This is a genomic window from Brevibacillus invocatus (assembly GCF_003710915.1).
GTDB classification, from domain to species: Bacteria; Bacillota; Bacilli; order Brevibacillales; family Brevibacillaceae; genus Brevibacillus; species Brevibacillus invocatus.
On the sequence record NZ_RHHR01000029.1, the window covers coordinates 78,231 to 99,900 of the forward strand.

20 protein-coding genes are annotated in these 21,670 nt (G+C 51.1%); 6 read left to right on the plus strand and 14 right to left on the minus strand.

Annotated elements, in window-relative coordinates:
• Positions 1-299: 299 nt before the first annotated feature.
• Both EDM52_RS15945 and EDM52_RS15950 read right to left on the minus strand, forming a co-directional pair.
• Positions 300-1,619 (minus strand): ribonuclease H-like domain-containing protein, encoded by a 1,320-nt coding sequence (locus EDM52_RS15945; RefSeq protein WP_122909969.1) that lies wholly within the window; start codon positions 1,617-1,619, stop codon positions 300-302.
• Positions 1,609-3,873, minus strand: a complete 2,265-nt coding sequence (locus EDM52_RS15950; protein ID WP_221175553.1) for a DEAD/DEAH box helicase — start codon at positions 3,871-3,873, stop codon at positions 1,609-1,611. Before EDM52_RS15950 ends, EDM52_RS15945 begins: the two co-directional genes overlap by 11 nt.
• Before the next feature lie 246 nt (positions 3,874-4,119).
• Here EDM52_RS15950 and EDM52_RS15955 point away from each other — a divergent pair, with 246 nt between their 5' ends.
• Both EDM52_RS15955 and EDM52_RS15960 read left to right on the plus strand, forming a co-directional pair.
• On the plus strand, positions 4,120-4,971 hold the full coding sequence (locus tag EDM52_RS15955; RefSeq protein WP_122909971.1) for a VOC family protein: 852 nt from the start codon (positions 4,120-4,122) through the stop codon (positions 4,969-4,971).
• An 18-nt stretch (positions 4,972-4,989) separates the two neighbouring features.
• Positions 4,990-6,027: an LLM class flavin-dependent oxidoreductase gene (locus EDM52_RS15960; RefSeq protein WP_122909972.1), complete on the plus strand. Its 1,038-nt coding sequence runs from the start codon at positions 4,990-4,992 to the stop codon at positions 6,025-6,027.
• Here EDM52_RS15960 and EDM52_RS15965 read toward each other — a convergent pair.
• The 7 genes from EDM52_RS15965 to EDM52_RS15995 all read right to left on the minus strand — a co-directional run bounded on the left by EDM52_RS15965 (position 5,985) and on the right by EDM52_RS15995 (position 11,614).
• The gene (locus EDM52_RS15965; protein ID WP_122909973.1) at positions 5,985-6,965 is read right to left on the minus strand and encodes a zinc-dependent alcohol dehydrogenase family protein; all 981 of its coding nucleotides are present in this window, start codon (positions 6,963-6,965) and stop codon (positions 5,985-5,987) included. The two genes, EDM52_RS15960 and EDM52_RS15965, sit on opposite strands and share 43 nt — an antisense overlap.
• Positions 6,966-6,993: 28 nt before the next feature.
• Complete coding sequence (locus tag EDM52_RS15970; protein ID WP_122909974.1) at positions 6,994-7,584, minus strand: TetR/AcrR family transcriptional regulator; 591 nt, start codon at positions 7,582-7,584, stop codon at positions 6,994-6,996.
• 21 nt (positions 7,585-7,605) lie between these two features.
• Positions 7,606-8,391 (minus strand): DNA alkylation repair protein, encoded by a 786-nt coding sequence (locus EDM52_RS15975; RefSeq protein WP_122909975.1) that lies wholly within the window; start codon positions 8,389-8,391, stop codon positions 7,606-7,608.
• A complete protein-coding gene (locus EDM52_RS15980) occupies positions 8,388-8,819 on the minus strand; it encodes a VOC family protein (RefSeq protein ID WP_122909976.1) in 432 nt (143 codons plus the stop codon). The genes EDM52_RS15975 and EDM52_RS15980 overlap by 4 nt, the downstream gene beginning before the upstream one ends.
• Positions 8,820-8,938: 119 nt before the next feature.
• Positions 8,939-9,973: a permease prefix domain 1-containing protein gene (locus EDM52_RS15985; protein ID WP_122909977.1), complete on the minus strand. Its 1,035-nt coding sequence runs from the start codon at positions 9,971-9,973 to the stop codon at positions 8,939-8,941.
• 3 nt (positions 9,974-9,976) lie between these two features.
• Positions 9,977-10,321, minus strand: a complete 345-nt coding sequence (locus tag EDM52_RS15990; RefSeq protein WP_122909978.1) for a PadR family transcriptional regulator — start codon at positions 10,319-10,321, stop codon at positions 9,977-9,979.
• A 132-nt stretch (positions 10,322-10,453) separates the two neighbouring features.
• Positions 10,454-11,614 carry an iron-containing alcohol dehydrogenase gene (locus EDM52_RS15995; protein WP_122909979.1) on the minus strand — a complete coding sequence of 387 codons (1,161 nt, stop codon included), beginning with the start codon at positions 11,612-11,614 and terminating at the stop codon, positions 10,454-10,456.
• A gap of 111 nt (positions 11,615-11,725) precedes the next feature.
• Here EDM52_RS15995 and EDM52_RS16000 point away from each other — a divergent pair, with 111 nt between their 5' ends.
• Positions 11,726-13,219 carry a vWA domain-containing protein gene (locus tag EDM52_RS16000; protein WP_122909980.1) on the plus strand — a complete coding sequence of 498 codons (1,494 nt, stop codon included), beginning with the start codon at positions 11,726-11,728 and terminating at the stop codon, positions 13,217-13,219.
• Positions 13,220-13,277: 58 nt separating this feature from the next.
• Here the strand turns inward: EDM52_RS16000 and EDM52_RS16005 are convergent, their stop codons facing one another.
• Entirely contained in the window at positions 13,278-14,144 is an 867-nt protein-coding gene (locus EDM52_RS16005) for a LysR family transcriptional regulator (RefSeq protein ID WP_183185141.1), read from the minus strand.
• A 163-nt stretch (positions 14,145-14,307) separates the two neighbouring features.
• Between EDM52_RS16005 and EDM52_RS16010 the strand changes: the two genes are divergently transcribed.
• From EDM52_RS16010 to EDM52_RS16020, 3 genes are read left to right on the plus strand one after another with little or no spacing between them, the layout of a single operon-like run.
• Positions 14,308-14,559, plus strand: coding sequence for a hypothetical protein (locus EDM52_RS16010; protein WP_122909982.1), 252 nt, complete (start codon positions 14,308-14,310; stop codon positions 14,557-14,559).
• The gene (locus tag EDM52_RS16015) at positions 14,556-16,037 is read left to right on the plus strand and encodes a sodium:solute symporter family protein (protein WP_122909983.1); all 1,482 of its coding nucleotides are present in this window, start codon (positions 14,556-14,558) and stop codon (positions 16,035-16,037) included. The genes EDM52_RS16010 and EDM52_RS16015 overlap by 4 nt, the downstream gene beginning before the upstream one ends.
• 18 nt (positions 16,038-16,055) lie before the next feature.
• Positions 16,056-17,006 carry a carbon-nitrogen hydrolase family protein gene (locus tag EDM52_RS16020; RefSeq protein WP_122909984.1) on the plus strand — a complete coding sequence of 317 codons (951 nt, stop codon included), beginning with the start codon at positions 16,056-16,058 and terminating at the stop codon, positions 17,004-17,006.
• 43 nt (positions 17,007-17,049) lie between these two features.
• On the opposite strand, the gene EDM52_RS16025 is transcribed toward EDM52_RS16020, so the two are convergent.
• The 4 genes from EDM52_RS16025 to proV form a co-directional block, all read right to left on the minus strand.
• Positions 17,050-17,646 carry a DedA family protein gene (locus EDM52_RS16025; RefSeq protein WP_245997004.1) on the minus strand — a complete coding sequence of 199 codons (597 nt, stop codon included), beginning with the start codon at positions 17,644-17,646 and terminating at the stop codon, positions 17,050-17,052.
• Between the two features lie 866 nt (positions 17,647-18,512).
• Positions 18,513-19,442 (minus strand): glycine betaine ABC transporter substrate-binding protein, encoded by a 930-nt coding sequence (locus EDM52_RS16030; RefSeq protein ID WP_122909985.1) that lies wholly within the window; start codon positions 19,440-19,442, stop codon positions 18,513-18,515.
• A 12-nt stretch (positions 19,443-19,454) separates the two neighbouring features.
• The gene (locus tag EDM52_RS16035; protein ID WP_122909986.1) at positions 19,455-20,294 is read right to left on the minus strand and encodes an ABC transporter permease; all 840 of its coding nucleotides are present in this window, start codon (positions 20,292-20,294) and stop codon (positions 19,455-19,457) included.
• On the minus strand, positions 20,291-21,514 hold the full coding sequence (gene proV / locus EDM52_RS16040; protein ID WP_122909987.1) for a glycine betaine/L-proline ABC transporter ATP-binding protein ProV: 1,224 nt from the start codon (positions 21,512-21,514) through the stop codon (positions 20,291-20,293). Before proV ends, EDM52_RS16035 begins: the two co-directional genes overlap by 4 nt.
• Positions 21,515-21,670 lie beyond the last annotated feature (156 nt).

Here is a 21,670-nt window from a genome sequence, read left to right on the forward strand (position 1 = left end):
TTCTGCACCTGGCAAAGGGAGGCTTTCTCGCTTATCTGCTGATACTGACCGATTCAAAATACAAGTATTTCCGCTCGTCCTCTTGTATGTCCGGCTCCAACCCGACCTTCGGAATCGTATTTCACCATGAATACATGTTCAAAAAATCTTTCGCTATAGGATGGTTTCATGTACTTCGCTGTATAGGCCTGGATGCACGCCTCCACTTCCTGCTTGCTCATTCCAAGCTCAATCGTGCCAACTCCTCCTTATGGCCAGCCGACCATTCTAGACAATGGGATGGATGTCCCCTTTTTGAATCAGAAAAACAGACTCCCCATCCCATCCACTTCCTCAACAGCTCCGCTCAGCTTCTGCTCCAGACGCGTGATCCGCTTTTCGTAGGCCTGCGCTTCTGCTCTGTTTTTTTGCCGCAGCAGGGATGAACGCTGCTTCCATTGTTCGTACGCTTTTCTTGTGTAAGACAAAGCTTTTTCCCAGTCCTTGAACTGATGCTCGCATAGCTTTGCCGCTTCGATGTAGATCTCTTCCGGAACAAATCGCGTCCCTTGCATGCAGGACTCCCAGATGTGCAGCGCTCGCCTCCAGTCCTTTTGCTTTTTATAAAGCTGCCCGAGCGCCAGCTTCGCCCGAACATTCCAAGGGTGCTCACTATCCGCGACAAACGCATAGGCCTGGATCGCCGCTTCCTGATCTCCCAGTGCATCATACCATCGGGCTATGGCAAAGCATTCTTCGCAGGACACGTCCTCATGCTCGTGCTGAAGGATCAAGCGGGAAATATGCGTGTAGAGCGTAATCAGAGACAGGACGTCCAGCTCGTTGTGGCGCAGAACACCCTCGATCACAGATGGGTCCTGGCTGTGGAGGAAGTCGAAGTAACGGATTGGCGCCAAAAAACCGGGCAGGTCGTCCTCACGAGTAACCTGCAGCTTTACCTGCTCGATCAAAGACAGGCGGCAGGATTCCAGCTCGTCCTTCCACAAGCGCCTCGCCCCGTGCAGCAGATCCAGATGGCCGAACACCGGCAGGGCTGACACCTGATCGCGGATCAAGGTATGCCGCGTCTTCACCTGTGGCCAGTCAAAGGATTTGCCGTTGAACGTCACGAGATGGGATGACTTCTTGGCCTGCTCCAAAAACGAGTGATACAAGGTGACTTCCGCGTGCGGGGCGGGAAGAAAATGCTGGCGCATCACGACCTCGTCCCCCTCTACGCGGCTGTAGCCGAGCAGAAACACGGTGTTTCCCGCTCCGCCGGAAAGTCCTGTCGTCTCTGTATCGAAAAAGAGCAAATCCTCGGCCTTTCTGCCTGACGCCGACAACGGATGCTGCCTGCCAGATGCTTCCCAGGCGGCAATCGCATCATGCAGCTCGGCGAATGAATACGCTCCATGCTGATGGGCGACAGGATAGCGCACCTCGCGAATCATCACATGCTCGCCTTCCCATACGTAAGGCTTTGCTTGCAGCTCTTTCCAGCGATCAGAAAAAGGAATGTCCGCCTCCACTAGAAGCGAAGAGTCCGGCACCTGCTCCTGCCGTGTGTCCGTCTTCTGCTGGTCGCCTTCTTTAACGAGATGCCCTTTCATGCGTTGCAGCTTGGCTTTAAGAGACATAGGTGCTTCCCCCTTGCGCGACACGCAGCAAGGTCATAGCCAGCCCTTTGCTGCCATCGTCCGTTGCTCCGACACAAGACGGACAGCCTGACTCGCAAGGACAGGAGGTGATGAGCTGCTCCGCCTGTGTGAGAATCGTCTCCATTTCCTTGTACACCTGCTCGCTAAGTCCGATGCCGCCCGGATAGCGGTCGTAGAGGAATATCGTCGGCTGCTGGGAATGCACGGCTTTTCGCTGCGGAATCACGTGCAGGTCCATCGGGTCACACATGACAAACAACGGCGCGACGTGCTGCAGGACATGTGCCAGTCCGACCAGCCCGCGCTCCACATCCTCCTTCCCGATCGTTTCCAATAAGGTGTTGGAAAAGCTGATCCAGGCTGCATTGGTATGCAGCTCTTCCTCAGGTAAATGGATCGGGCCGGAACCGATGTTTTCGTGTGTCTCGAACTTGATCTTTTTAAAAATCGTCGCCATCGCATGAACAGACACTTCCCCGTAGGCAAAGGCACTTTCCGCATGTCGTCGCGACTGATCCTCTTCCAGCACCTTGAGCTGGACAGCAAGGTTGGCATCGGTGTAGTAATCGACCTGGACTTCCCGCACATACGCCTTCTTTTCCTCGTAATCCAGCTTTTCCACCTGGAACTGTATCCCCTGATGCAGATAAATGGCTTCGTCATGCAGCAGCGTCATAGAGCTGAAGCGGTCCATTTCCCCGATGACACGCTCGTTGCCTCGTTCACTGATATCGATGATGACCACGTTTTCCTGCGAAGCCGAGCGCAGACTGATGTTGTGAGCCGGAAAGGAATCGTTCATCCAGAACCATTTTCCTCGGGAAAAATGCAAGACCTGCTCTTCGGTGAGGAATTCAAGAACTTCCGTGATCTCCGCTCTGCCGAAGCGCTCTCCCTCCTTGAAAGGAAGCTCATAAGCAGCGCACTTGAGATGGTCGACGAGAATGATCAGATTGTCCGGGTTGATTCTCGCGGTCTCCGGACTGCGGTCGAAGAAATACTCCGGATGGGAGATGACATACTGGTCGAGCGGTGTCGAGCTGCCCACCATGACGACGACCGACTCCCCTTGCCGTCTGCCTGCGCGCCCAGCCTGCTGCCAGGTACTGGCGACAGAGCCCGGATAGCCCGTGATGACACACACCTGCAGCTGACCGATATCTACGCCCAGCTCCAGCGCATTCGTACTGACGACACCCATGATGTCGCCATTGCGCAGACCGCGTTCGATCTCACGTCTTTGACTTGGCAAATAGCCACCGCGGTACCCCTGAATGGTCTTAGGTCCCAGCTTTCGCTTGATCAGCTCCTGCAGGTAGGTCAGCAAAATTTCCACACGGACACGGCTGCGTGCGAAAAGAATCGTCTGGATGCCATTGGTCAGGAACTGCTCGGTGATGTCTCGCGCTTCCAGGGTGGCGCTGCGCCGGATGTTGAGCTGCCGATTCACCACAGGCGGGTTGTAGAACAGGAAGTGCTTGGTCCCTGCTGGCGCCCCGTTGTTGTCGACCAGCATGACAGGCTCCTCTGTCAGCTGTTCTGCCAGCTCGCGCGGGTTGGCAATCGTCGCCGATGTACATATAAACTGCGGATGACTCCCGTAAAACGCGCAAATCCGCTTCAGTCTGCGAATGACATTGGCGACATGACTGCCAAAAACACCGCGATATGTATGCAATTCGTCGATGACGACGTATTTCAAATGCTCAAAAAAGGAAACCCACTTGGTATGGTGAGGCAGGATTGCGGAGTGCAGCATATCCGGATTGGTGATGACGATATTGCCTGCTTTTCGCACGGTCTGCCGAATCTGTGCCGGCGTGTCGCCATCGTAGGTTTCGGACTTGATGGATAGCCCCATCTCATTGATCAGCTCGTGCAGCTCGCTTTTCTGGTCCTGCGCCAGTGCCTTGGTCGGAAAAAGATAGAGCGCTCGTGCCTGTGTATCCTCAGACAAGGTCTGCAGGACAGGCAGATGATAGCACATGCTTTTTCCCGAAGCCGTCGGCGTGACTGCCACAATGCTTTGGCCTGCCATCACATGGCGAAACGAGGTCTCCTGATGGGTGTACAACGCAGGAATGCCCCTTCTCTCCAGCGCTTCTCGAATGCGTGCATCCAATTCTGTCGGAAACGGTACACTCTTGGCCTCTCTGCTGGGTATCGTTCGCCAGTGGACAATATTTTGGGCGAAACGTTCTTCTGTTTTCAGGTAATCGAGGATTTCGCCCATTTGTTTTTTTCTGTTCACCTACATCACCTACTTTCTGTTATTGTACGAATGGATGTTCGGGATGTAAATGGAATAATTTATTCCGTCTCCTGAATGCTAACGATTGTTGGGAGAAATAGGGTTCATACACTCGCAGGCTGGATTGTCCGTGCGTCTGTACGCTATTATTTTTACATAAAGATCTGATTTCCGGCTGAACGTACATACGACTGTACGGAAGATAACATCCAAAGGGAGGTAATCAAGATGGACTTTCATCGTGAACCGAACACATACGTAGGTCATGTCAGGATCAAGGTTCAGGATTTGCAGCGCTCTCTCCAGTATTATCAGGAGGTCATCGGCTTTCAGATTTTGGAGCGAACTGATACCTCAGCCAAACTGACGACAGATGGCAAAAGCAGCGTGCTGTCCCTCGAACAGCCGGACAACGCTTTGCCGAAGGAAGGAAAGACGACTGGATTGTACCACTTTGCGCTGCTTTTGCCGAGTCGCTCCGATCTGGCGAATATCGTCAGGCATTTCGCTCAGTTAGGCATCCGGATTGGCTCATCGGATCATCTGGTTAGCGAGGCCCTTTATTTATCGGACCCCGATGGCAACGGGATTGAAATCTACGCGGATCGTCCTGCGTCTGTGTGGAGCTGGGTAAACGGAGAAGTGCAAATGGCAGTAGATCCATTGAATTTCGAAGACCTTCTGGCAGAGAATCATCAAGCTTCCTGGACGGGGCTGCCTGCCGATACCGTCATGGGGCATATCCATCTGCATGTGTCCGAACTGAAAAAGACAGAAGAATTTTATACGAAGGGGCTTGGGTTTGAAGTCGTCAATCGCTTTGGGACACGGGCATTGTTCATTTCTACAGGCAAGTACCATCACCATATCGGCCTCAATACCTGGAATGGGGTTGGTGCTCCCCCACCGCCCGCAAACAGTGTCGGTCTCGAATCCTTTACGCTAATTTTGCCGAGCGATGAGGTTAGAAGACAGGTTGTCTCAGACTTAAAACAGATTGGTGCGCCTGTAGTCGAGAATGGGGATGCATGGGTGACCACTGATCCTTCGGGGAATCGGATTCTTTTACAGCATGCGTAAGCGAAAGAAGGTACACCTATGACAGCAGACGTGAACAAAAAGCAATCAGGAATAGAAATCGGGATCTACACATTAGCCGATCTAGGACCTGATCCTCTGACCGGAAGAACGATTAGTGCCCATCAGCGCATAAAAGAAATGATCGAAGCAGCCAAGCTGGCAGACGAGGCTGGACTGGATGTTTTTGGCTTGGGCGAGCATCATCGGCTGGATTATGCCGTATCCTCTCCGCCTGTTGTTCTGGCTGCGATCGCCCAGGCCACCAAGCGAATCAGACTGACCAGTGCTACGACTGTCCTTAGTACGGTTGATCCTGTCCGTTTATTCGAGGACTTCGCGACGTTGGATCTGGTTTCGGATGGACGTGCCGAAATCATTGCGGGTCGAGGAGCGTTTGTGGAATCATTCCCTCTATTCGGCTATGACACCCATGACTACGATGCCCTTTTCTCCGAAAATATCGAGCTCCTCCTCAAGCTGAATGAACATGAAAAGCTCTCTTGGAACGGTCGCTTTCGTTCTTCATTAAATGCGGCAGAAATTTCCCCTCGTCCTGTACAAAACAAATTACCGATCTGGGTCGGGGTTGGCGGTACACCCGATAGTGCCATTCGTGCTGGGCGGTTAGGTGTGGGGATGGCAATGGCGATTTTGGGAGGAGATCCTAAAAGATTCGTTCCCCTTGTGGATGCGTACCGAAAAGCAGCAGCCCATGCAGGACATGCGCCCGAAGAGCTTTGCATCGGCGTAACGGGTCACTGTTATCTCGCTTCGACTACACAACAAGCCAAAGACGAGTTCTTTCCGTATTACTCCAATTACTGGGCTTACGTGAATCGACAGCGGGGAATGGGGTTCAGGATGTCCAGAGATGATTTTGAACAGATGGCTGCTGCTGACACCGCTCTATTCGTAGGAAGTCCTCAACAAATCATCGAGAAAATCCTACGCCAGCATGAACTGTTTGGACATCGGCGATTCCTGGCTCAGATGGACATCGGTGGTCTGCCCTTTCAGAAAGTCATGGAGGGCATTGAGCTGCTGGATTCTGCATAACGCACCGCCTCGTGCACCTGAGACAGGCTGTAATGAGCGTCAGGCCTTCTGAAGGTCAGCTTTTTCTTCTGGATGAGTGAGATCAGATGCTGAAAGGTATTTTGCCAGGCTTGTACGGAGACCTGTTGATTCCAATGCCGCAGATGAAGCATTTTCACCTGAACGTTGGTCTTTTTCGAGATCTCAGCCCAATGGACAGGCTGCCCAGACAGCAGGCCTATCGTCAATACAATGCCGCCTGACTGAACCAGAAAAGCCAAGTCGGAGCCATCTGTCCCACCGATTGAGTCAATCGCGGCCTTCGCCCCTCGTCCATTCGTCCATTCCATCACTGTCGGCTGCAACGGGGTTTCCGCCGTATTGATGACATGAGTGGCTCCGAGCTGAAGCAGTTCTTCCGTATAGTGATGATTACGGGTGATTGCAATAAGCTGAAAGCCGAGAACCTGAGACAGCTGGGCAAAGATTCGGCCAATAGACGAGCCGCATGCGTTGACCAGCAGCACATCACCCGGTTTTAATGCCAGCACTTCGGTACACGCAACCCAGGCCGTGATCGGATTGATATACAGCTGAGCCGCCATGTAATCCTCCATAAAATCCGGCACTGGTACAGCGAGTTCCGCATTGCAGGTGACGTATTCCTGCCAGATCCCCTCTCCTCGCAAAGGTAGGACGCGCTTGCCTATCCACTGACTGGAAACGAAAGGCCCTACATCTACGACCACTCCAACTCCTTCATAGCCGGGAATGGCTGGCAGGGAGATCCGGTGCGAGTAGACCCCGTAAACCGGGAGCAAATCCGAGGGATTAATCGGGCGTTCAGTCATTTGGACAAGCACTTCCCCGGCCTTGGGTCGTTGAAGCTCTCTATTTTCTACTTTTAGTACCTGCCCGGGACTTCCAAACTCGTAGAATGTGACATAGGCAGCATCCACATCAAAACCCCCTTTGCGCTCCATTCATTCACTCGGGTTTCCGGAACCCTTCCAGCAACAACGAAATCATCTGCGCGGTTTCCTCCAAGGCTTGACTTGCATCCGCCATTTGGGCAATCCAGAGCGCAGATTCATTCAATGCGCCAGAGAGAAAATGGGTCAACGCCTCGATGCTGACCGGTTTGAGCTGACCTTGCTGCTGCATGCCCTGCAGCTGCTCGCGCAATAATCGCATGGAGTGCTGCTCGTCCATCCTGCGCCACTCCTCCCATCCGAGTACGGCTGGTCCGTCCAAGAGCAGAATTCGCTTGTTTTGTGCTTCTAGGGCTGCACCCACAAATGCGCGACATCCGAGTGCAAGCTGTTCCCAGACGTCTTCACTCTTTGCCGCCTGTGTCTCCACCTTTTCGGCTACTTCTTGCTGGACTGATTCCAGCACAGCCTGAAAAAGACCCTTTTTGCTGCGAAAATGGTGGTAGAGTGCACCGCGCGTGAGCTGTGCTTCCTGGACGATATCCTCCAATGCCGTATCCGCATACCCGCGTTCGGTAAAATGAAGTCTGGCGATTTCGAGCAGCTTTCGGATTGTCGCATTCGTCTCTTCTTGATTCCGTTTCATGGATGTTGTGTACTCCTTTTCTTACAGCTTTTCCAACAGGGCGCATGCCTCTACGTCCCCTGACTTGACCAGCGATCTTAAGGCATGACGAACCATCCAGGCAAAATGCTCGTCTCGCCCCCTGCGATCGATCTGTACATGAAGCCAGCCTAGCGTCGCTTCCCTGTAATCTTTGGTCAAATCATTCAGATGATTGGCGACCGACTTCCTGACATAAAAAGAAGGATCGTTCAACAATGGGACAAGCAAAGCGAGATTATAGGCAGGGTCGCCTTTGAGAGCAGGCATGCGCTTGGCCCAAGGCAGACGAGGTCGCGTCCCCTCACTGACCAGACGACGCACATGCAGATTCGGATCGTGGCGCCATTTGTTCAATAATTCCATACACGCATCCTGATGACAAGTCAGATACGGGCGAATCGCATACTCCGAGGTGTGCCGCTTGGTGATCTCATACATGGCTTGCATAGAGAGGTCGAAATGCTGCAACCCGTATTTTTCTACGTAAAACGCAACAGGCATCAAAAAATAGCCGTTCGTAAACATCCCCTCCTCGGTCTCATTCTCCTGCCCCAGTATCGTCAAGAGAATCTGCAAGGACTGTGCATAATCAGGCGGCAAGGCACGGTGCAAGGTATCCGCGATGACAGCTACTCTTGCTTTGAGTGGAAGGGGTCCTACCTGATCAGCAACTGCGTGCACAAACCATTCATCCGGAAAATCGGGATGGCTAGGCTTGATCAAGTCGGATAGACGATGCGCCAGTTCAACTCCGAAATACTCTTTTAATGCGACCGTCTCACTCATTCTTGCCAGATCTTCTCTGCATACTGCAGGCTTTCTGCCTCTGACGGCGGGATGATGGCGATGACATCGATCAAGACTCCGTTTGGATCACGCGTAATGAAATGTCGCTGTCCAAATTCCTCGTCACGGATATCCAGCTCCAATGCCAGCTTTCCCTCTACAATCAACCTCTGGTACTCCGCATCCACATCATCTACTTCAAAATTGAGAATCAAGCCCTGCACAGGTTTGCGGTAGGCAGCTGGAATGGTCGGATGTGTGAGATCCAGAAGAGCCAGTTCAAATGGAATATCCCCCGTCGCCAGCCTCAGGCTCACATACCAATCAGCTTCATAAACCTTCTCAAAGCCAAAGTACTCCGTATAAAATGCGGCACTTGATGCGACCTGCTCTGTCAAAATGACGGGATAAAAGCTATTCGTTTTCATCTTAGAACCCCCTGTTGGATGATGTTGGTATTCATTTTACATACATACTGTATGTATGTAAAGGGGTGAAAAAATCTCCCCGTTTATTTCCGGAGAGATTTTACCTTTCTCATCATGGCTTAGACGATTTTGGAGCCGTGACTACGGCGAAAACGAATCCACTTCACACCGGACTGGATCCCTTCAATCAGCGTAGATGCTCCGATCAGATACACGATCCACTCGATAGCCAGACTCCAGATCTTGGCGAGCGTATCCAGCTTCTCACTGCCCGCCTCCACCATGCCATACACCACAAGTTCATTCATAAATTCCGCGTTGTACAGCTCAGGATTGGCAAACATGAATACACCGAACAAGCCCGAGATGATCGTGAAGAGTATGTGGGTAAGAAAGACGCTATTCGTCCAGCTCTTTTTCACCCAACGCACGGTGTCCTTGAAAAGACCGAGCAATCCCAATATCCAGATGAATGGAAGGTATTCACGAAATACTTCGAGATTGAAAAAGGGAATGACATTTTTCAAATTCCCCTCCGAAAATACCGTAGCCCCGATGAGATGCGGCGAGAAGGTAAAGAGCACCAGAAAGAAGATGGTAAACATGATCCCGAGCACGGACTCGGATTGCTTGATTTCCCATTTCGCGTCGGGGATCGGCGGAAGCTTGGCTGGATGCCATCCGCTCTTGCCCGCAATGCCTGCCTTCTTCTCCTTTCGCATGGCGTAATCCAAAAAGGCAAAGGTAAGTGTCGTCCAGGCAAACCCCTGCACAGGTACAAAAATCAAGGCACGAATCAAATGATTGAATTGTTCCTGAACATGTGTGGGGTCAAGGATAAAGGAGATGCCGAAGACAAAGATTTGAATCAACACGATGCAGATAAGGATGATTTTGAGTACAGACAGATACGTGTCAAACAGCAGAGGGCTAATCAAATACCTCGGTTCACTTCTGTATTTGGCAGCCAAGTCATGCGGATTCCCCAGCTCTATCAATACTTGCTCCGCAGCCGACTCATCCTCCTCCCCACCCATGACCCGCTCCTCGATCATGTCTTCAATCAGTCCCCGCAGCTCTCGCTCAATGTCAGCTCTCTGCTGTTTGGGCAGCTTTTGCGTCACGACATAAATATATCGATTGACTTGTTCCATCTTCTAGCCTCCCGGATGATCGATCAGGCTTTCCACACTGGCGATCATGTTTTTCCACTCTATACAAAGCTGTTCGTAGACTTCCTTGCCAAACGGACTGAGCAAATAATACTTGCGTGGGCGAGCTTCATTCGTGTCCCACTTGCTTTCCAAAAGCTCCTGTTTTTCCAATCTGCGCAGGAGAGGGTACAGCGTGCCAGGATCTATCGAGATGCCCTTCTCCTCCAAAACGGAGACAAGGGAGTATCCATATTGGGGCTCCGACAATTGGCTCAAAACGCCGATAATGATCGTTCCACGCCGTAATTCCTGCATTAATCCTTGGATAACCTCTTGAACGTCCTTCATATCACCAACTCCTGCGGTTATTATACTGTGTTACACACACTATTGTAAATGGTTCATTATCATTCGTTTTTTATTATTAAAAAAAAGCCGCGGAAAAATGGCTTTCCGCAGCTGTTCCTATAAGTATGCCTATTAAGCCCGATACGCCTCCTGCAAAATTTGCAGGTAGTCCTCTGCTGTTACGGTGCGGACATTGCTCGGTGTAGAGCCGTTCTTGACAGAGAGCTCGACGATCCGTGGGAAATCCTCCTCGCGAACTCCCGGCAAGTCCCTGAGCCTCGGAATATTGAGGCTGTTCGTCCAGTCCACGATTCCCGCGACCAGCTTTTCGCAGGCCAGCTCGTCTGCATCTGCATCGCTGGCAAAGCCCATAAAGCGTGCCAGACTCGCGTGCAGCGCTTGATCCTCTTGGGCATTGAAGCGCAGGACATACGGCAAAAAGACCGAATTCGCTACACCATGCGGCGTGTCGTACAAGCCACCCAGCGCTTCTGCCAGGCAATGCACTGCGGCTACATCCGCCGAACCAAAGCACAGCCCTGCCAAGAGACTTCCCTCCAGCATGTCATAGCGGGCTTGCTCATTTCTGCCGTCTGCATACGCATCGGGCAAAGCCTTCACGATTTTTCGCATCGCTTGTGCGCCGAACGCTTGGGAGATGGGATTGGTCACTTTGCAGGTATAGCCCTCGATGGCATGCACCAAAGCATCTACCCCTGTGGCTGCTGTCACGGCAGGCGGTACGCTGTAAGTCAGTGCCGGGTCCAGAACGGCCAGTGTCGGTCGAAGTGCTGCGTGTTTCAAGGTCATCTTGCGATGGGTCGCCGCTTCCGTGATCACGGAGGAGCGCGTCACTTCCGATCCGGTACCCGCAGTGGTAGGTATGCAAATGATGGGCGCAATGTTCGCGTATGGCAATAGCCCGTCTGCATATTCAACAGGCGTTCCCCCATTTCGGCCGATGAGCGCAATCGCTTTGCCCGTATCCATCGCGCTGCCTCCCCCGATCGCAACGACCATCTCGGCCGAGGACTCACGGAAAAGTGCCGCTCCTGCCAGACACTCGGTATCGCGTGGATTTTGGCTGAGTGCGTCAAACAGCGTGACCGAAAATCCCGCTCTCTCCAAAGCGGACTGAATCGGCTCGACCAGCCCTGCACGAATGACGCCTGGGTCACTTACCAGAAGAATGGACCTCCCCAGACCCAAGGATTCCAGGATAGCTGGCAGCTCCAGTGACTTCCCTGTCCCCATCTCGATTCTGGTCGAGCAATAATAGCTGTATGTGTTCATGCGACCTTCCCCTCCCGCTCTTTTTTTCATCATACAAGGGTTGGACCGAGCCTACCAGTGTAACAACCTATTTTTTTCCACGTCAGATAGGTCAAAGGGGGTTTTTAATAGATGAGAAAAAAAATCAAAAGCGCAACAGCTGCCGTATGTGTGGCATCGCTAATGGGTTGCAGTATGTCAATGGCTCCAGAGAATTCAGCGCCAGTCTCCATGCAGGATCGAGCCTATCCAGCGGTCAGCTCCAGCCAGGCAGAAATGCCAGCAGCTCCTCGTCAACCAGAAGCTATGACCTTCAAGCATTACGGCACCAATCCGTTTATCTCTACCGATGAAGACAATCTCTCCACGTTTGCCGCTGATGTGGATACAGGCTCCTATTCCATCATGCGCCAGTACATCCGAGACGGCAATCTTCCGCCCGCAGATGCTGTTCGCGTGGAGGAATATATCCATTATTTTTCGCCGAATTACCCCGCTCCCCGGGACCAAACATTCGCTATTCAAGTGGATGGCGGCCCCTCTCCTTTCGGTTCAGGCTACGAGCTCGTCCGCATCGGAATCAAAGGCAAGGAAATCCCGGCCGTGGATCGAAAGCCAGCTCACCTCGTCTTTGTGATCGACGTCTCTGGATCGATGGAGCAGGAGAACCGCCTGGAGCTGGTAAAGAAAAGCTTGCGCATCCTCGTCGATCAGCTCCAGCCCTCCGATACAGTAGGCATCGTCGTCTATGGCTCGACAGGAGAAGTCATCCTCGACCCTACATCGGTTGAGGACAAGAAAAAGATCCTTGCTTCCATCGACCGCCTCGTTCCCGGCGGCTCGACCAATGCGGAGGAAGGGCTGATGTTGGGCTATGAGATGGCATCGCGTACTTTCGATAAGCAGGCCATCAACCGGGTGATTCTCTGCTCAGACGGTGTCGCCAATGTCGGGGAAACCGGCCCGGACGGTATCCTACGCTCGATTGAAGATTACGCCCGCAAGGATATTTACTTGAGTACCTTCGGCTTCGGTATGGGGAATTACAACGATGTCCTGATGGAGCAGCTCGCCAATAAGGGAGAAGGCAATTACGCGTACATCGACTCCTTTTCAGAAGCAAGGCGAATTTTCACAGAAGCATTGACCGGGACTCTGCAAACGATCGCCCGCGACGTTAAAATCCAGGTGGAGTTCGATCCGCAAAAGGTCGAGCGCTATCGCCTCCTCGGATACGAAAACCGCGATGTGCGGGACGAAGATTTTCGCAACGACGCCAAAGATGCAGGAGAGATCGGTGCCGGCCATGCCGTGACTGCCCTGTATGAAGTCAAGCTGAAGACTGAACAAAAGACTGATCTTGGCACCGTTCGCGTCCGTTACCACGATGTTGCTGCCAATCAGGTAGCCGAGGTTGCCCAGCCCGTGCAGATTCATTCCGAGCTGTCTCAGGAATTGCAATTCCTCGCCACTGTCGCGGAGTTTGCGGAAATTTTGCGCGAGAGCTACTGGGCAAAAGACAGCTCCCTAGAGCAGGTACTGGCATCAGCAGAAGCTACGGCCCAAGGAGAACAGCAGCTTGAATTCGTCCGTTTGGTAAAGGACAGTCTGGTTATCAAACGCTGAATGAAGTAATGTAACACAAAAACGCTCTCTTGGCTTGTTCAAGGGAGCGTTTTTCATCTTAGCCGTAGATCTTACGTATAGTTTCCAGGAAGCGCCTTAACGCCGTAGACTGATAGTATTTTTTGCTCGTAATCACCCCTACTTTCCACTTGAATACAGGATTGGTAATAGGGATGGAGACGATTTCGATATTTTTTAGTTTATGCGCAAACACCCGTGGCAGAATGGCAATACCCATCTGCACGGAAACCAGCTCTAATATCAAATCCCATTGCGTGCTTTCCAATAGGACATTCGGCTGGAATCCAGACCGCTCACAAGCGTTCATGACGATTTTGTACAACGCAAACGTCTTGGCGAAAACGATAAATGGCTCGTCCTTCACTTCATGCAGCTCGATATGCATCCGATTGCTGAGCGGATGGTTGGTTGACACACAAAGAACAAAGGAATCCTCATAGATTTGCTCCGTATCCAAGAGTGGGTTGTCTACCGGAAAGACGACGAATCCAACATCCAGCTCTCCTTTTTCCACGAGCTTCTCTGTTAGAAGGCCGCCTCTTTCTTCTATTTTTAATGTCACTCCGGGATAGCGCTCCGTATACGCCTTTCCAATCGGTGGAAAAATGAACGTCCCAATGATCTGCGGCAACCCGATTTTCAAATGACCGGCTGTTGAATCCGACAAATCTTCAATCCCGATTTGCATGCGCTTCATCATCGCGAGTATCTCTTTGCTATGTTCGTACACGATTTCTCCAGCATCTGTCAGCGTGACGTCCCTCATCCTGCGATCAAACAGAGTGACTCCCAATTCTTCCTCCAACCTCTGAACAGACTTGCTGATAGAAGGCTGGGCGATAAACAATTTTTCGCCCGCTCTCGTAAAGTTACGTTCTTCCACCACGGTTACCAGTATTTTCAAGTCTCTTATTTTACAGTCTAAAAGGTTCACTGTTATCACTACTTTCGCTTTTCATTCCAAAACGGAATAGTGTGTATATGATATATATATTTCTCATTATAGTTAAAATGTCTTACTATTTATACTATAAACAATTTTCCGTATGCAAAAGGATGGTGAACCTATGAGAAAACTACATGCCGTATACATTGGCGCCTTTTTCTTTTTTTATGCTTTATCATATTTGCCTAATTTTAATATTTTCAACGAGGCAACATTCATCGGATTCTTTCCGCAGCCCTTAATCTGGGTACTTCTGTTAAATGCGCTTAATACAGTGATTATTTTCATAGTCTATAAGAAATTCTTTAAACCATTCGCTGAACGAGCAGAAAGAGAATTTGAAGCTTACGAGGAAGGAGAGGAAAACAAATGAGCCAAGCTGTTGTAACCATTATCGTACTCGTTCTTTTCTTGTCGATCTTGCTATGGATTAGCAACCGGGCTTCAAAAGAAAACGTGGCAACACCGAATGACTTCTTCCTCGCTGGACGCGGCTTGGGAACAATCGTCATGACGATGACAACCGGAGCAAGCTATTTCAGTACATGGACACTTCTGGGTGCAATCGGCTCTCATTACCGGGATGGGGTTTGGTTCGTCGCGTTTGCCGCATGGGCTGTCGTACACGCGATGTTCATCTGGCTTTTCGGTACACGGATTTGGTATTTGGGCCGCAAGCATAACTTCATCACACCCGGGGACATGGTAGAGAAATACTTCGACAGTCCTTTCCTGCGAATCCTTTTTGCCGCGGTAGGAATTATCGGCTTGGTTCCGTATATGCTCATCCAAATCACCGGTGGTGCATTCGCTTTAAACAGCTTGACGAATAATGAAATTCCTTATTGGGTTGGCGTATTGATCATGGGCGCGTTCGTAGGAATTATCGTGACATTAAGCGGCGGACGGGGAGCTGCGTGGGCAGATACCTTTATGGGCTTCTTCTTCGGAACAGTTCTACTGCTCATTACCGTTATCTTTATCGTTCGAGCAGGTGGATTCGATGCGTTCAAGGGGCTGCAGGAAACCGCCCCTCAAATTCTCGTGAACAAAGGAAATTTCTGGGGTATTCTGGAATCAGCGCTCGGTCTCGGGTTTGGCTTCTGGATCATGCCTCATATGTGGCAGAAATTTTATTCGGCCAAATCGCCATTGATCCTTGCGAAGACATCCATCATTACTCCGTTCTGGAATTCATGGCTGATGGCTCTGGGTGCTCTGTTCATCGGCATGCTCGCTCATACTCCCGGCCTGGTTCCAGGATTGACCGTGGAAAATAGTGATCGGATTATCCCCCTGTTCTTCTCAAGCTATGCGCCAATCTTTGGTTCCATCGTGGTGGCGGCGGTCATTGCAGCTGGTATTTCTACGATTAACAGTGCTTTGTTATCCTCGGCAAGCTTACTGGTAAATGACTTGTTTGTTCGCTTCGTGAAAAAAGATGCCTCGCTAGAGAAGACAACGCTGATTGCGAAGGCAACCATTTTGCTGATGACCGTATTGATTATCGTTATTTCATTCATTCCTGCTGCACAGGGCTTCCTGGTTCCAGTCGCAGCACTGGGCTATGGAATTGTATTGCAGCTCGTACCAGCTGCACTTGGTCCTCTGTATTGGAAGGGCGGCACCAAGATCGGAGCCATCTCCTCGATCTTCGTCGGCCTGGCAGGTCTCACGTTTGTCTATTTAGGCGGTTCTCCATTACCGATTGGCCCTGCGGCAACCGGATTGATTTTAGGTCTGGCAACTTTCTTTCTCGTCAGCCTGGCTACACAAGATCGTCAGACCCAGACTAAAGAGCAGTTTCACAGTGACCTGAATCGCATTTTTTATCCAGAAAACTCAAGGTAAAGGAAGGGATTGAAGATCATGTCAAAAAACAAACCATTTAAAGTCGCGGTCGTCCAAGCAGGCTCTATCGTCATGGACAAAGAGGCAACTGTAAACAAAACGATTCAGCTGATTAAAGAAGCCGGAAAAAATCAGGCAAAAATCATCTTGTTCCCTGAAGCCTTTATTTCCGCGTACCCGCGTGGCATGTCATTCGGTGCCAAGGTAGGAAGCCGCTCACCGGAGGGACGCAAGGATTTCGCCCGCTATTCGGAAAGCGCCATTACCATTCCAGGTGCAGAGACGGAGGCGATTGGAAAAGCGGTGAAAGAAGCTGGTGCCTACGTCGTGATCGGGGTTATCGAAAAGGATGCTGCCTACAGCGGTGGAACCCTGTATTGTACTGCACTATTCTTTGGACCGGACGGCAGCATTCTCGGAAAGCACCGCAAGCTGAAGCCTACCGGATCGGAGCGACTGATCTGGGGCGAGGGCGACGGAAGTACGCTCCCCGTTTTCGATACGCCATACGGTCGCATAGGTGCCTTGATTTGCTGGGAAAATTACATGCCGCTTGCCCGTGCAGCCATGTACGCCAAAGGTGTTCAAATTTATTTGGCCCCTACCGCTGATGCGCGTGATTCCTGGCTCGCTTCCATGCGCCATATCGCACTGGAAGGACGCTGCTTCGTCCTCTCCTGCAACCAGTATTCCACGAAGGCCATGTACCCGCAGGATATTGTAGAGCGTGCAGAGTTCGCAGATCTGGACGATGAATGTTCGCGTGGCGGTAGCTGTATTGTCAGTCCATTAGGCGAGTTCATTGTTGAGCCTGTAGTCGGAAAAGAGGAAATCATTTACGCCGAGCTCAATCTGGATCAGATCACGGAAAGCCAATTTGATTTCGATGTCGTCGGACACTACGCGAGACCAGACGTGTTTCAATTGCTTGTAAATGAAGAGAAAAAAGAGCATACGAAATTTTTCTAAGCAAGAGGGTAATCCATGATCGGATTACCCTCTCCCCTTTTTGCTAGTGACGAGAGATTTGAGACTTTCGCCACACATAGACGCCCATCAGAACCAAGATGACAATCACCAAAAGCCAGACTCCGTAATGTCTCGCGTAGACGATCACCCGATACCACTCCTTGCCCAACGCGAGTCCTAGCTGCAAAAAGGTCATGCTCCAAATAAAAGCACCCGCATAGGCAAAGCCGATGAATTTTCGCACCTCCATCGCTGCCATTCCTGCCAGATAGGCCGTCAAATGGCGAATACCAGGCAAGAAGTAGCTAAAGAGCAGTAAATAGGTGCCGTAGCGGGTGAACATGTTTTGTGTAGCAGCGATCCTGTCGGGTGTGATATGCAGGTATGGCCCTACCCGCAGCAAGAAGGGAAGACCCCATCTCAAACCAATCGCATAGCTGACCGTAATCCCTACCGTCGCACCAAGAAAAGCGCTCAGCAGCGCAAATGGCATCAGCAAAACGCCGCGCGCAACGGAAAAGCCTGCGTAGGTCATTAGCACTTCATCTGGTATAGGCAGACCCACCACGCCCAGCGCAAGAGAAAAAAAGATGCCAAGGTATCCGTACTTCATCACCAAAACATCCAGTATTTGCTCCACGTCAAGCCTCCCGTAATCCCTTCTCTCCTTTATCTTATTCTCAGCACGTCCACTCCCATTCTGGCTTTTTTGGCCCTATCGCAGCAAAAAAGCCCGTTCCCGGTTACGCCCGGGAACAGACTTCTCATGAACGACATTAGGCAGTTGGCTTTTCTTCGTCAGCTTCCTGAGTCTGACTGTTTGCGGATGCCTTCTTGGCTTTGGAATACGGCAATGAACCGGAGTTTGCTGCACAGGCTGTCCTGGTCTCTACCCTGCTCAGTACCCTTACGCTGACGTTTTGCATTGCGCTGGCGGCACAATTGTTTCCTTGAATGAAACAAAACCGGAAGACGGTCGGACTTTAGGGGAGGAGAGAAAAAAGGGAAACCCGCGTCCAAAGCAGCCGGTTCATGATGTATATCATGGGTGGACGCTAAAAGCAGGTTTCTCTTTTTTCACTCAACAGCTTGAGTGCTAGTTCAAAGATTACACCATCTCATTGTTTGGCTACGTAGAATGCTTCGTCGAATAATCTTTACATGAGCATGAAAGAGACGGGGATAAAGCTGGCCACAGGAAACAGGAGAAATAAGCGAAGATCGTTGGGTTGCCTACCGAGACGGAGTGAAAAAAACGAAACACGCCTTTAAGCGTCCACCCCTGAGAGACTCCTTGGAGGTGACTGCTTTGGACACGGTTTCGTTTTTTCATGGAGTCGGGCAGTGAACCTCCTATGCAGGCAGCCCAAGAAGCTGGAGCGTTTTCTCCTGTTTCCTGCCCACCACAACGTTTGGATCAACGTGTCCTTTATTCATTTTTCACGTCAAAAAGCACCGCCGGAGGTACATCCGACGGTGCTTGCTCTATCCTTGTAATTATTGCTCCTACTTCTTCAGATCCTCGATGGAGTTGATCTCCATGTACTTTGGCACAGCCAATCCCAGCTTGGTTCCGCTCAGGTTGGGGCCAAGGTCTTCGATCTGGTCGCCCAGCTTCTTGTAGTAATCCTCATGCGTAGTTGGCAGCCAAGCCGCTACCATACCGTCTACATCCCCATTGGAAACACCAATCCACATCGGTCCGGCTTCCACCTGGCTCAGCTCGACCTTGTACTTCAGCTTTTGCTCCAGTACTTGCTTGACGACATTGGTGCTGGCAATCTCGGAATCCCAAGCAACATACGCAAGGGTCAGTTTTTTACCCTCTGCCGGCTCAATGCCTTCGACCCACTGGTTCACCAAGGGTTCATTTTCCTTCACCCAGGCATCAGCTGCTTCCTCGGGCTTTTTGCCATCGGCAATCTCGAGCATCACTTTTTCCATATCTGCTGGCGTCCAAGAGAACTTGTCGAGGAAGGCATACGCACTAGGCTGCTCCTCTTTCAAGCCTTTGCGGACGATCGTGTGGATTTGCTCATCCGCTCCATACACGCCTTTTGGATCCTCCAGGTATTTCATTTCAAACTTGGAGAACATCCAGTGTGGTGTCCAGCCTGTCACGATGATCGGCTTTTGATCCTTGTACGCTTGCGTCAGTGCCGCGGTCATCGCCGCACTGGAGCCTTCCACCAGCTCCCAATCCTTGAGATCGTATTCGCTCATGGCTTTTTCGGTTGCCTTCATCAGGCCGGCACCCGGGTCAATTCCGATGATTTTGTAATCGACTTGTTGACCGACGGCACCTTGCGCACTTTCACCGTTATTCGGTGCTGGCTGATTTCCTTCAGGTGCTGGCGTAGCGTTGGAGCATCCCACCATCAGCATGCTGATTCCGAGTGCCACGGTCAAACCTTTCCAGATATGTTTTTTCTTCATGAAAAACCCCTCCTAGGCATTTTTTCTCTTTCCTACACTTTGGGTGATTCGATCCAGCAGAATGGCGATAATGACGATTGCCAATCCAGCCTCGAAGCCTTCCCCGATCTTGATCTGGGTTACAGCGCGATAGACGTCGGCACCCAAGCCCTTTGCTCCAATCATCGAAGCGATAACCACCATCGAGAGCGCCAGCATGATGCTTTGATTGATCCCGGCCATCATCGTGGTTTTGGCGATAGGCAGCTGTACCTTGAACAATTTTTGAAAATAGGTAGAGCCGAACGAATCTGCAGCTTCGATCAAATCCGAGGGAACCTGCCGGATACCCAGATTGGTCAGGCGAATCGTAGGTGGCATCGCAAAAATCACAGATGCGATCACCCCCGGTACCTGTCCCAATCCGAAGAAGAAAATCGCTGGAATCAGATAGACGAAGGCTGGCATCGTCTGCATGAAGTCCAACATCGGTGTGATCACATTTTGCACTGCATCCTTACGCGCACACCAGATCCCGACTGGAATCCCGATGACGACAGAGATCAGTCCTGCGGTCAGCACCAGCGCCAGCGTCTGCATCGAATGTTCCCAGTACCCGAGATTTTGAATCAATAGGAGCCCAATAAATGTAAAAAGAGCAATCGATAGTTTACCTGCCCGGTACGCGAGCAGTGTGAAAACGATCAACAGTACCCAAAATGGCAAGCCTGTCAAAATAAAGTGAAACAGATCCACTGTCCCGCCAATTCCTGCCGAAATCAGGTCGAACAAAAATCCCAGCTTGTCATCCAAGACATCTACAATCGTCTCTACCCACTCATCGAGCGGCAGCTTGGGGATCATTTGACTCATTGTTCCTTCACCTGCCCTTCATCTGTCGGCAGACCTGTTTCCTGGTTGACCTTACCTGCCAAACCACCCAGAACGGCCCCCTTCACGATCACACCCAGCAATTTCCCTTGCTCTTCGACTACCGCAACGGGTACATCCGAGAACGCCACCAGGTCAAACAGATCGTTCAACAGGGTTTGCGGTCCTACCGTAGGTACTTCTTTTCTCAAGACATCTTCCAGTGTCTTGCCTTCCTGCTTGGCTTCGTTCACCGCATCAGCTGTCAGTACGCCAAGCAGCATTTTTCTTTTGTCCACCACGTACAAGGTAGAAACCCCTCTGTCCCGCATCAACTGCAGAGCTACACGCGGACCTCTGTCCAGCGTAATCGTCTCGGCGCGCTTCATGACATGTTCTGCTGACAGGATTTTGGAACGGTCTACATCTTCAACGAATCGCTCTACATATTCGTTGGCGGGGTTGGTCAGGATTTCTTCTGGCGACCCTACCTGTACCACGGCTCCATCCTTCATCAACGCAATCCGGTCTCCGATCTTCAATGCCTCGTCCAAATCATGCGTGATGAAGATAATCGTTTTTTGCATCGAGCTCTGGAGCTCCAGCAGCTCATCCTGCATGTCCTTGCGAATCAACGGATCAAGCGCACTGAACGCCTCATCCATTAACAACACGTCCGGTTCGTTCGCCAAAGCACGAGCGAGACCAACACGTTGCTGCATCCCGCCGCTCAATTGATCAGGATAGCTCTTCTCCCAACCGGCGAGCCCCACCAACGCGAGGGACTCCTGCGCTTTTTTCTCGCGCTCTGCTTTTGGAACGTTTTGGACCTCCAAGCCATACGCGGCATTGTCCAGCACGGTTCTGTGCGGAAACAAAGCGAATTTCTGGAACACCATCCCGAGCTTCTTGCGGCGTACCTCCTGCAATTGTTCCGTATTCATCCGCACGATATCCTGGCCGTCAATGAGCACCCGTCCACTCGTCGGCTCAATCAGACGATTCAATAACCGAACCAGTGTAGATTTCCCGCTCCCGGAAAGACCCATAATCACGAAAATCTCTCCAGCATGCACTTCAAAGTTAGCTTGGTTGACACCAACAGTCAGACCCGTTTCTTTCAGGATTTCCTGTTTGGATCGTCCCTGCTCCAACAGCTGCAAGGCACGTTGGGGCTGGCGTCCAAAGATTTTTGTCAGATTTTCTACTTGAATCTTGGGCATATGGTCACCTCCAACTTTCTGCCCGAATCCGGACTTTTCTTTACACTATCCATTCTATCGGAGGGGTCGGTTTTACCTCAAATTGGGTGAGGCGTGATATTCGGGCGTTTTTAGCGTTCAGAAAAAACTTTACGTACTTTTCTTACCGTATTCGCA

What these genes read in the sequence shown, in the direction of transcription:
- EDM52_RS15945 (WP_122909969.1), bottom strand. Translation starts at nt 1,619, where the DNA reads ATGTCTCTTAAAGCCAAGCTGCAACGCATGAAAGGGCATCTCGTTAAA.
- proV (WP_122909987.1), bottom strand. Translation starts at nt 21,514, where the DNA reads ATGCCCAAGATTCAAGTAGAAAATCTGACAAAAATCTTTGGACGCCAG.
- EDM52_RS16030 (WP_122909985.1), bottom strand. Translation starts at nt 19,442, where the DNA reads ATGAAGAAAAAACATATCTGGAAAGGTTTGACCGTGGCACTCGGAATC.
- EDM52_RS15955 (WP_122909971.1), top strand. Translation starts at nt 4,120, where the DNA reads ATGGACTTTCATCGTGAACCGAACACATACGTAGGTCATGTCAGGATC.
- EDM52_RS16035 (WP_122909986.1), bottom strand. Translation starts at nt 20,294, where the DNA reads ATGAGTCAAATGATCCCCAAGCTGCCGCTCGATGAGTGGGTAGAGACG.
- EDM52_RS16020 (WP_122909984.1), top strand. Translation starts at nt 16,056, where the DNA reads ATGTCAAAAAACAAACCATTTAAAGTCGCGGTCGTCCAAGCAGGCTCT.
- EDM52_RS16000 (WP_122909980.1), top strand. Translation starts at nt 11,726, where the DNA reads ATGAGAAAAAAAATCAAAAGCGCAACAGCTGCCGTATGTGTGGCATCG.
- EDM52_RS15980 (WP_122909976.1), bottom strand. Translation starts at nt 8,819, where the DNA reads ATGAAAACGAATAGCTTTTATCCCGTCATTTTGACAGAGCAGGTCGCA.
- EDM52_RS15970 (WP_122909974.1), bottom strand. Translation starts at nt 7,584, where the DNA reads ATGAAACGGAATCAAGAAGAGACGAATGCGACAATCCGAAAGCTGCTC.
- EDM52_RS15960 (WP_122909972.1), top strand. Translation starts at nt 4,990, where the DNA reads ATGACAGCAGACGTGAACAAAAAGCAATCAGGAATAGAAATCGGGATC.
- EDM52_RS15995 (WP_122909979.1), bottom strand. Translation starts at nt 11,614, where the DNA reads ATGAACACATACAGCTATTATTGCTCGACCAGAATCGAGATGGGGACA.
- EDM52_RS16015 (WP_122909983.1), top strand. Translation starts at nt 14,556, where the DNA reads ATGAGCCAAGCTGTTGTAACCATTATCGTACTCGTTCTTTTCTTGTCG.
- EDM52_RS15990 (WP_122909978.1), bottom strand. Translation starts at nt 10,321, where the DNA reads ATGAAGGACGTTCAAGAGGTTATCCAAGGATTAATGCAGGAATTACGG.
- EDM52_RS15975 (WP_122909975.1), bottom strand. Translation starts at nt 8,391, where the DNA reads ATGAGTGAGACGGTCGCATTAAAAGAGTATTTCGGAGTTGAACTGGCG.
- EDM52_RS15985 (WP_122909977.1), bottom strand. Translation starts at nt 9,973, where the DNA reads ATGGAACAAGTCAATCGATATATTTATGTCGTGACGCAAAAGCTGCCC.
- EDM52_RS16010 (WP_122909982.1), top strand. Translation starts at nt 14,308, where the DNA reads ATGAGAAAACTACATGCCGTATACATTGGCGCCTTTTTCTTTTTTTAT.
- EDM52_RS15950 (WP_221175553.1), bottom strand. Translation starts at nt 3,873, where the DNA reads ATGGGCGAAATCCTCGATTACCTGAAAACAGAAGAACGTTTCGCCCAA.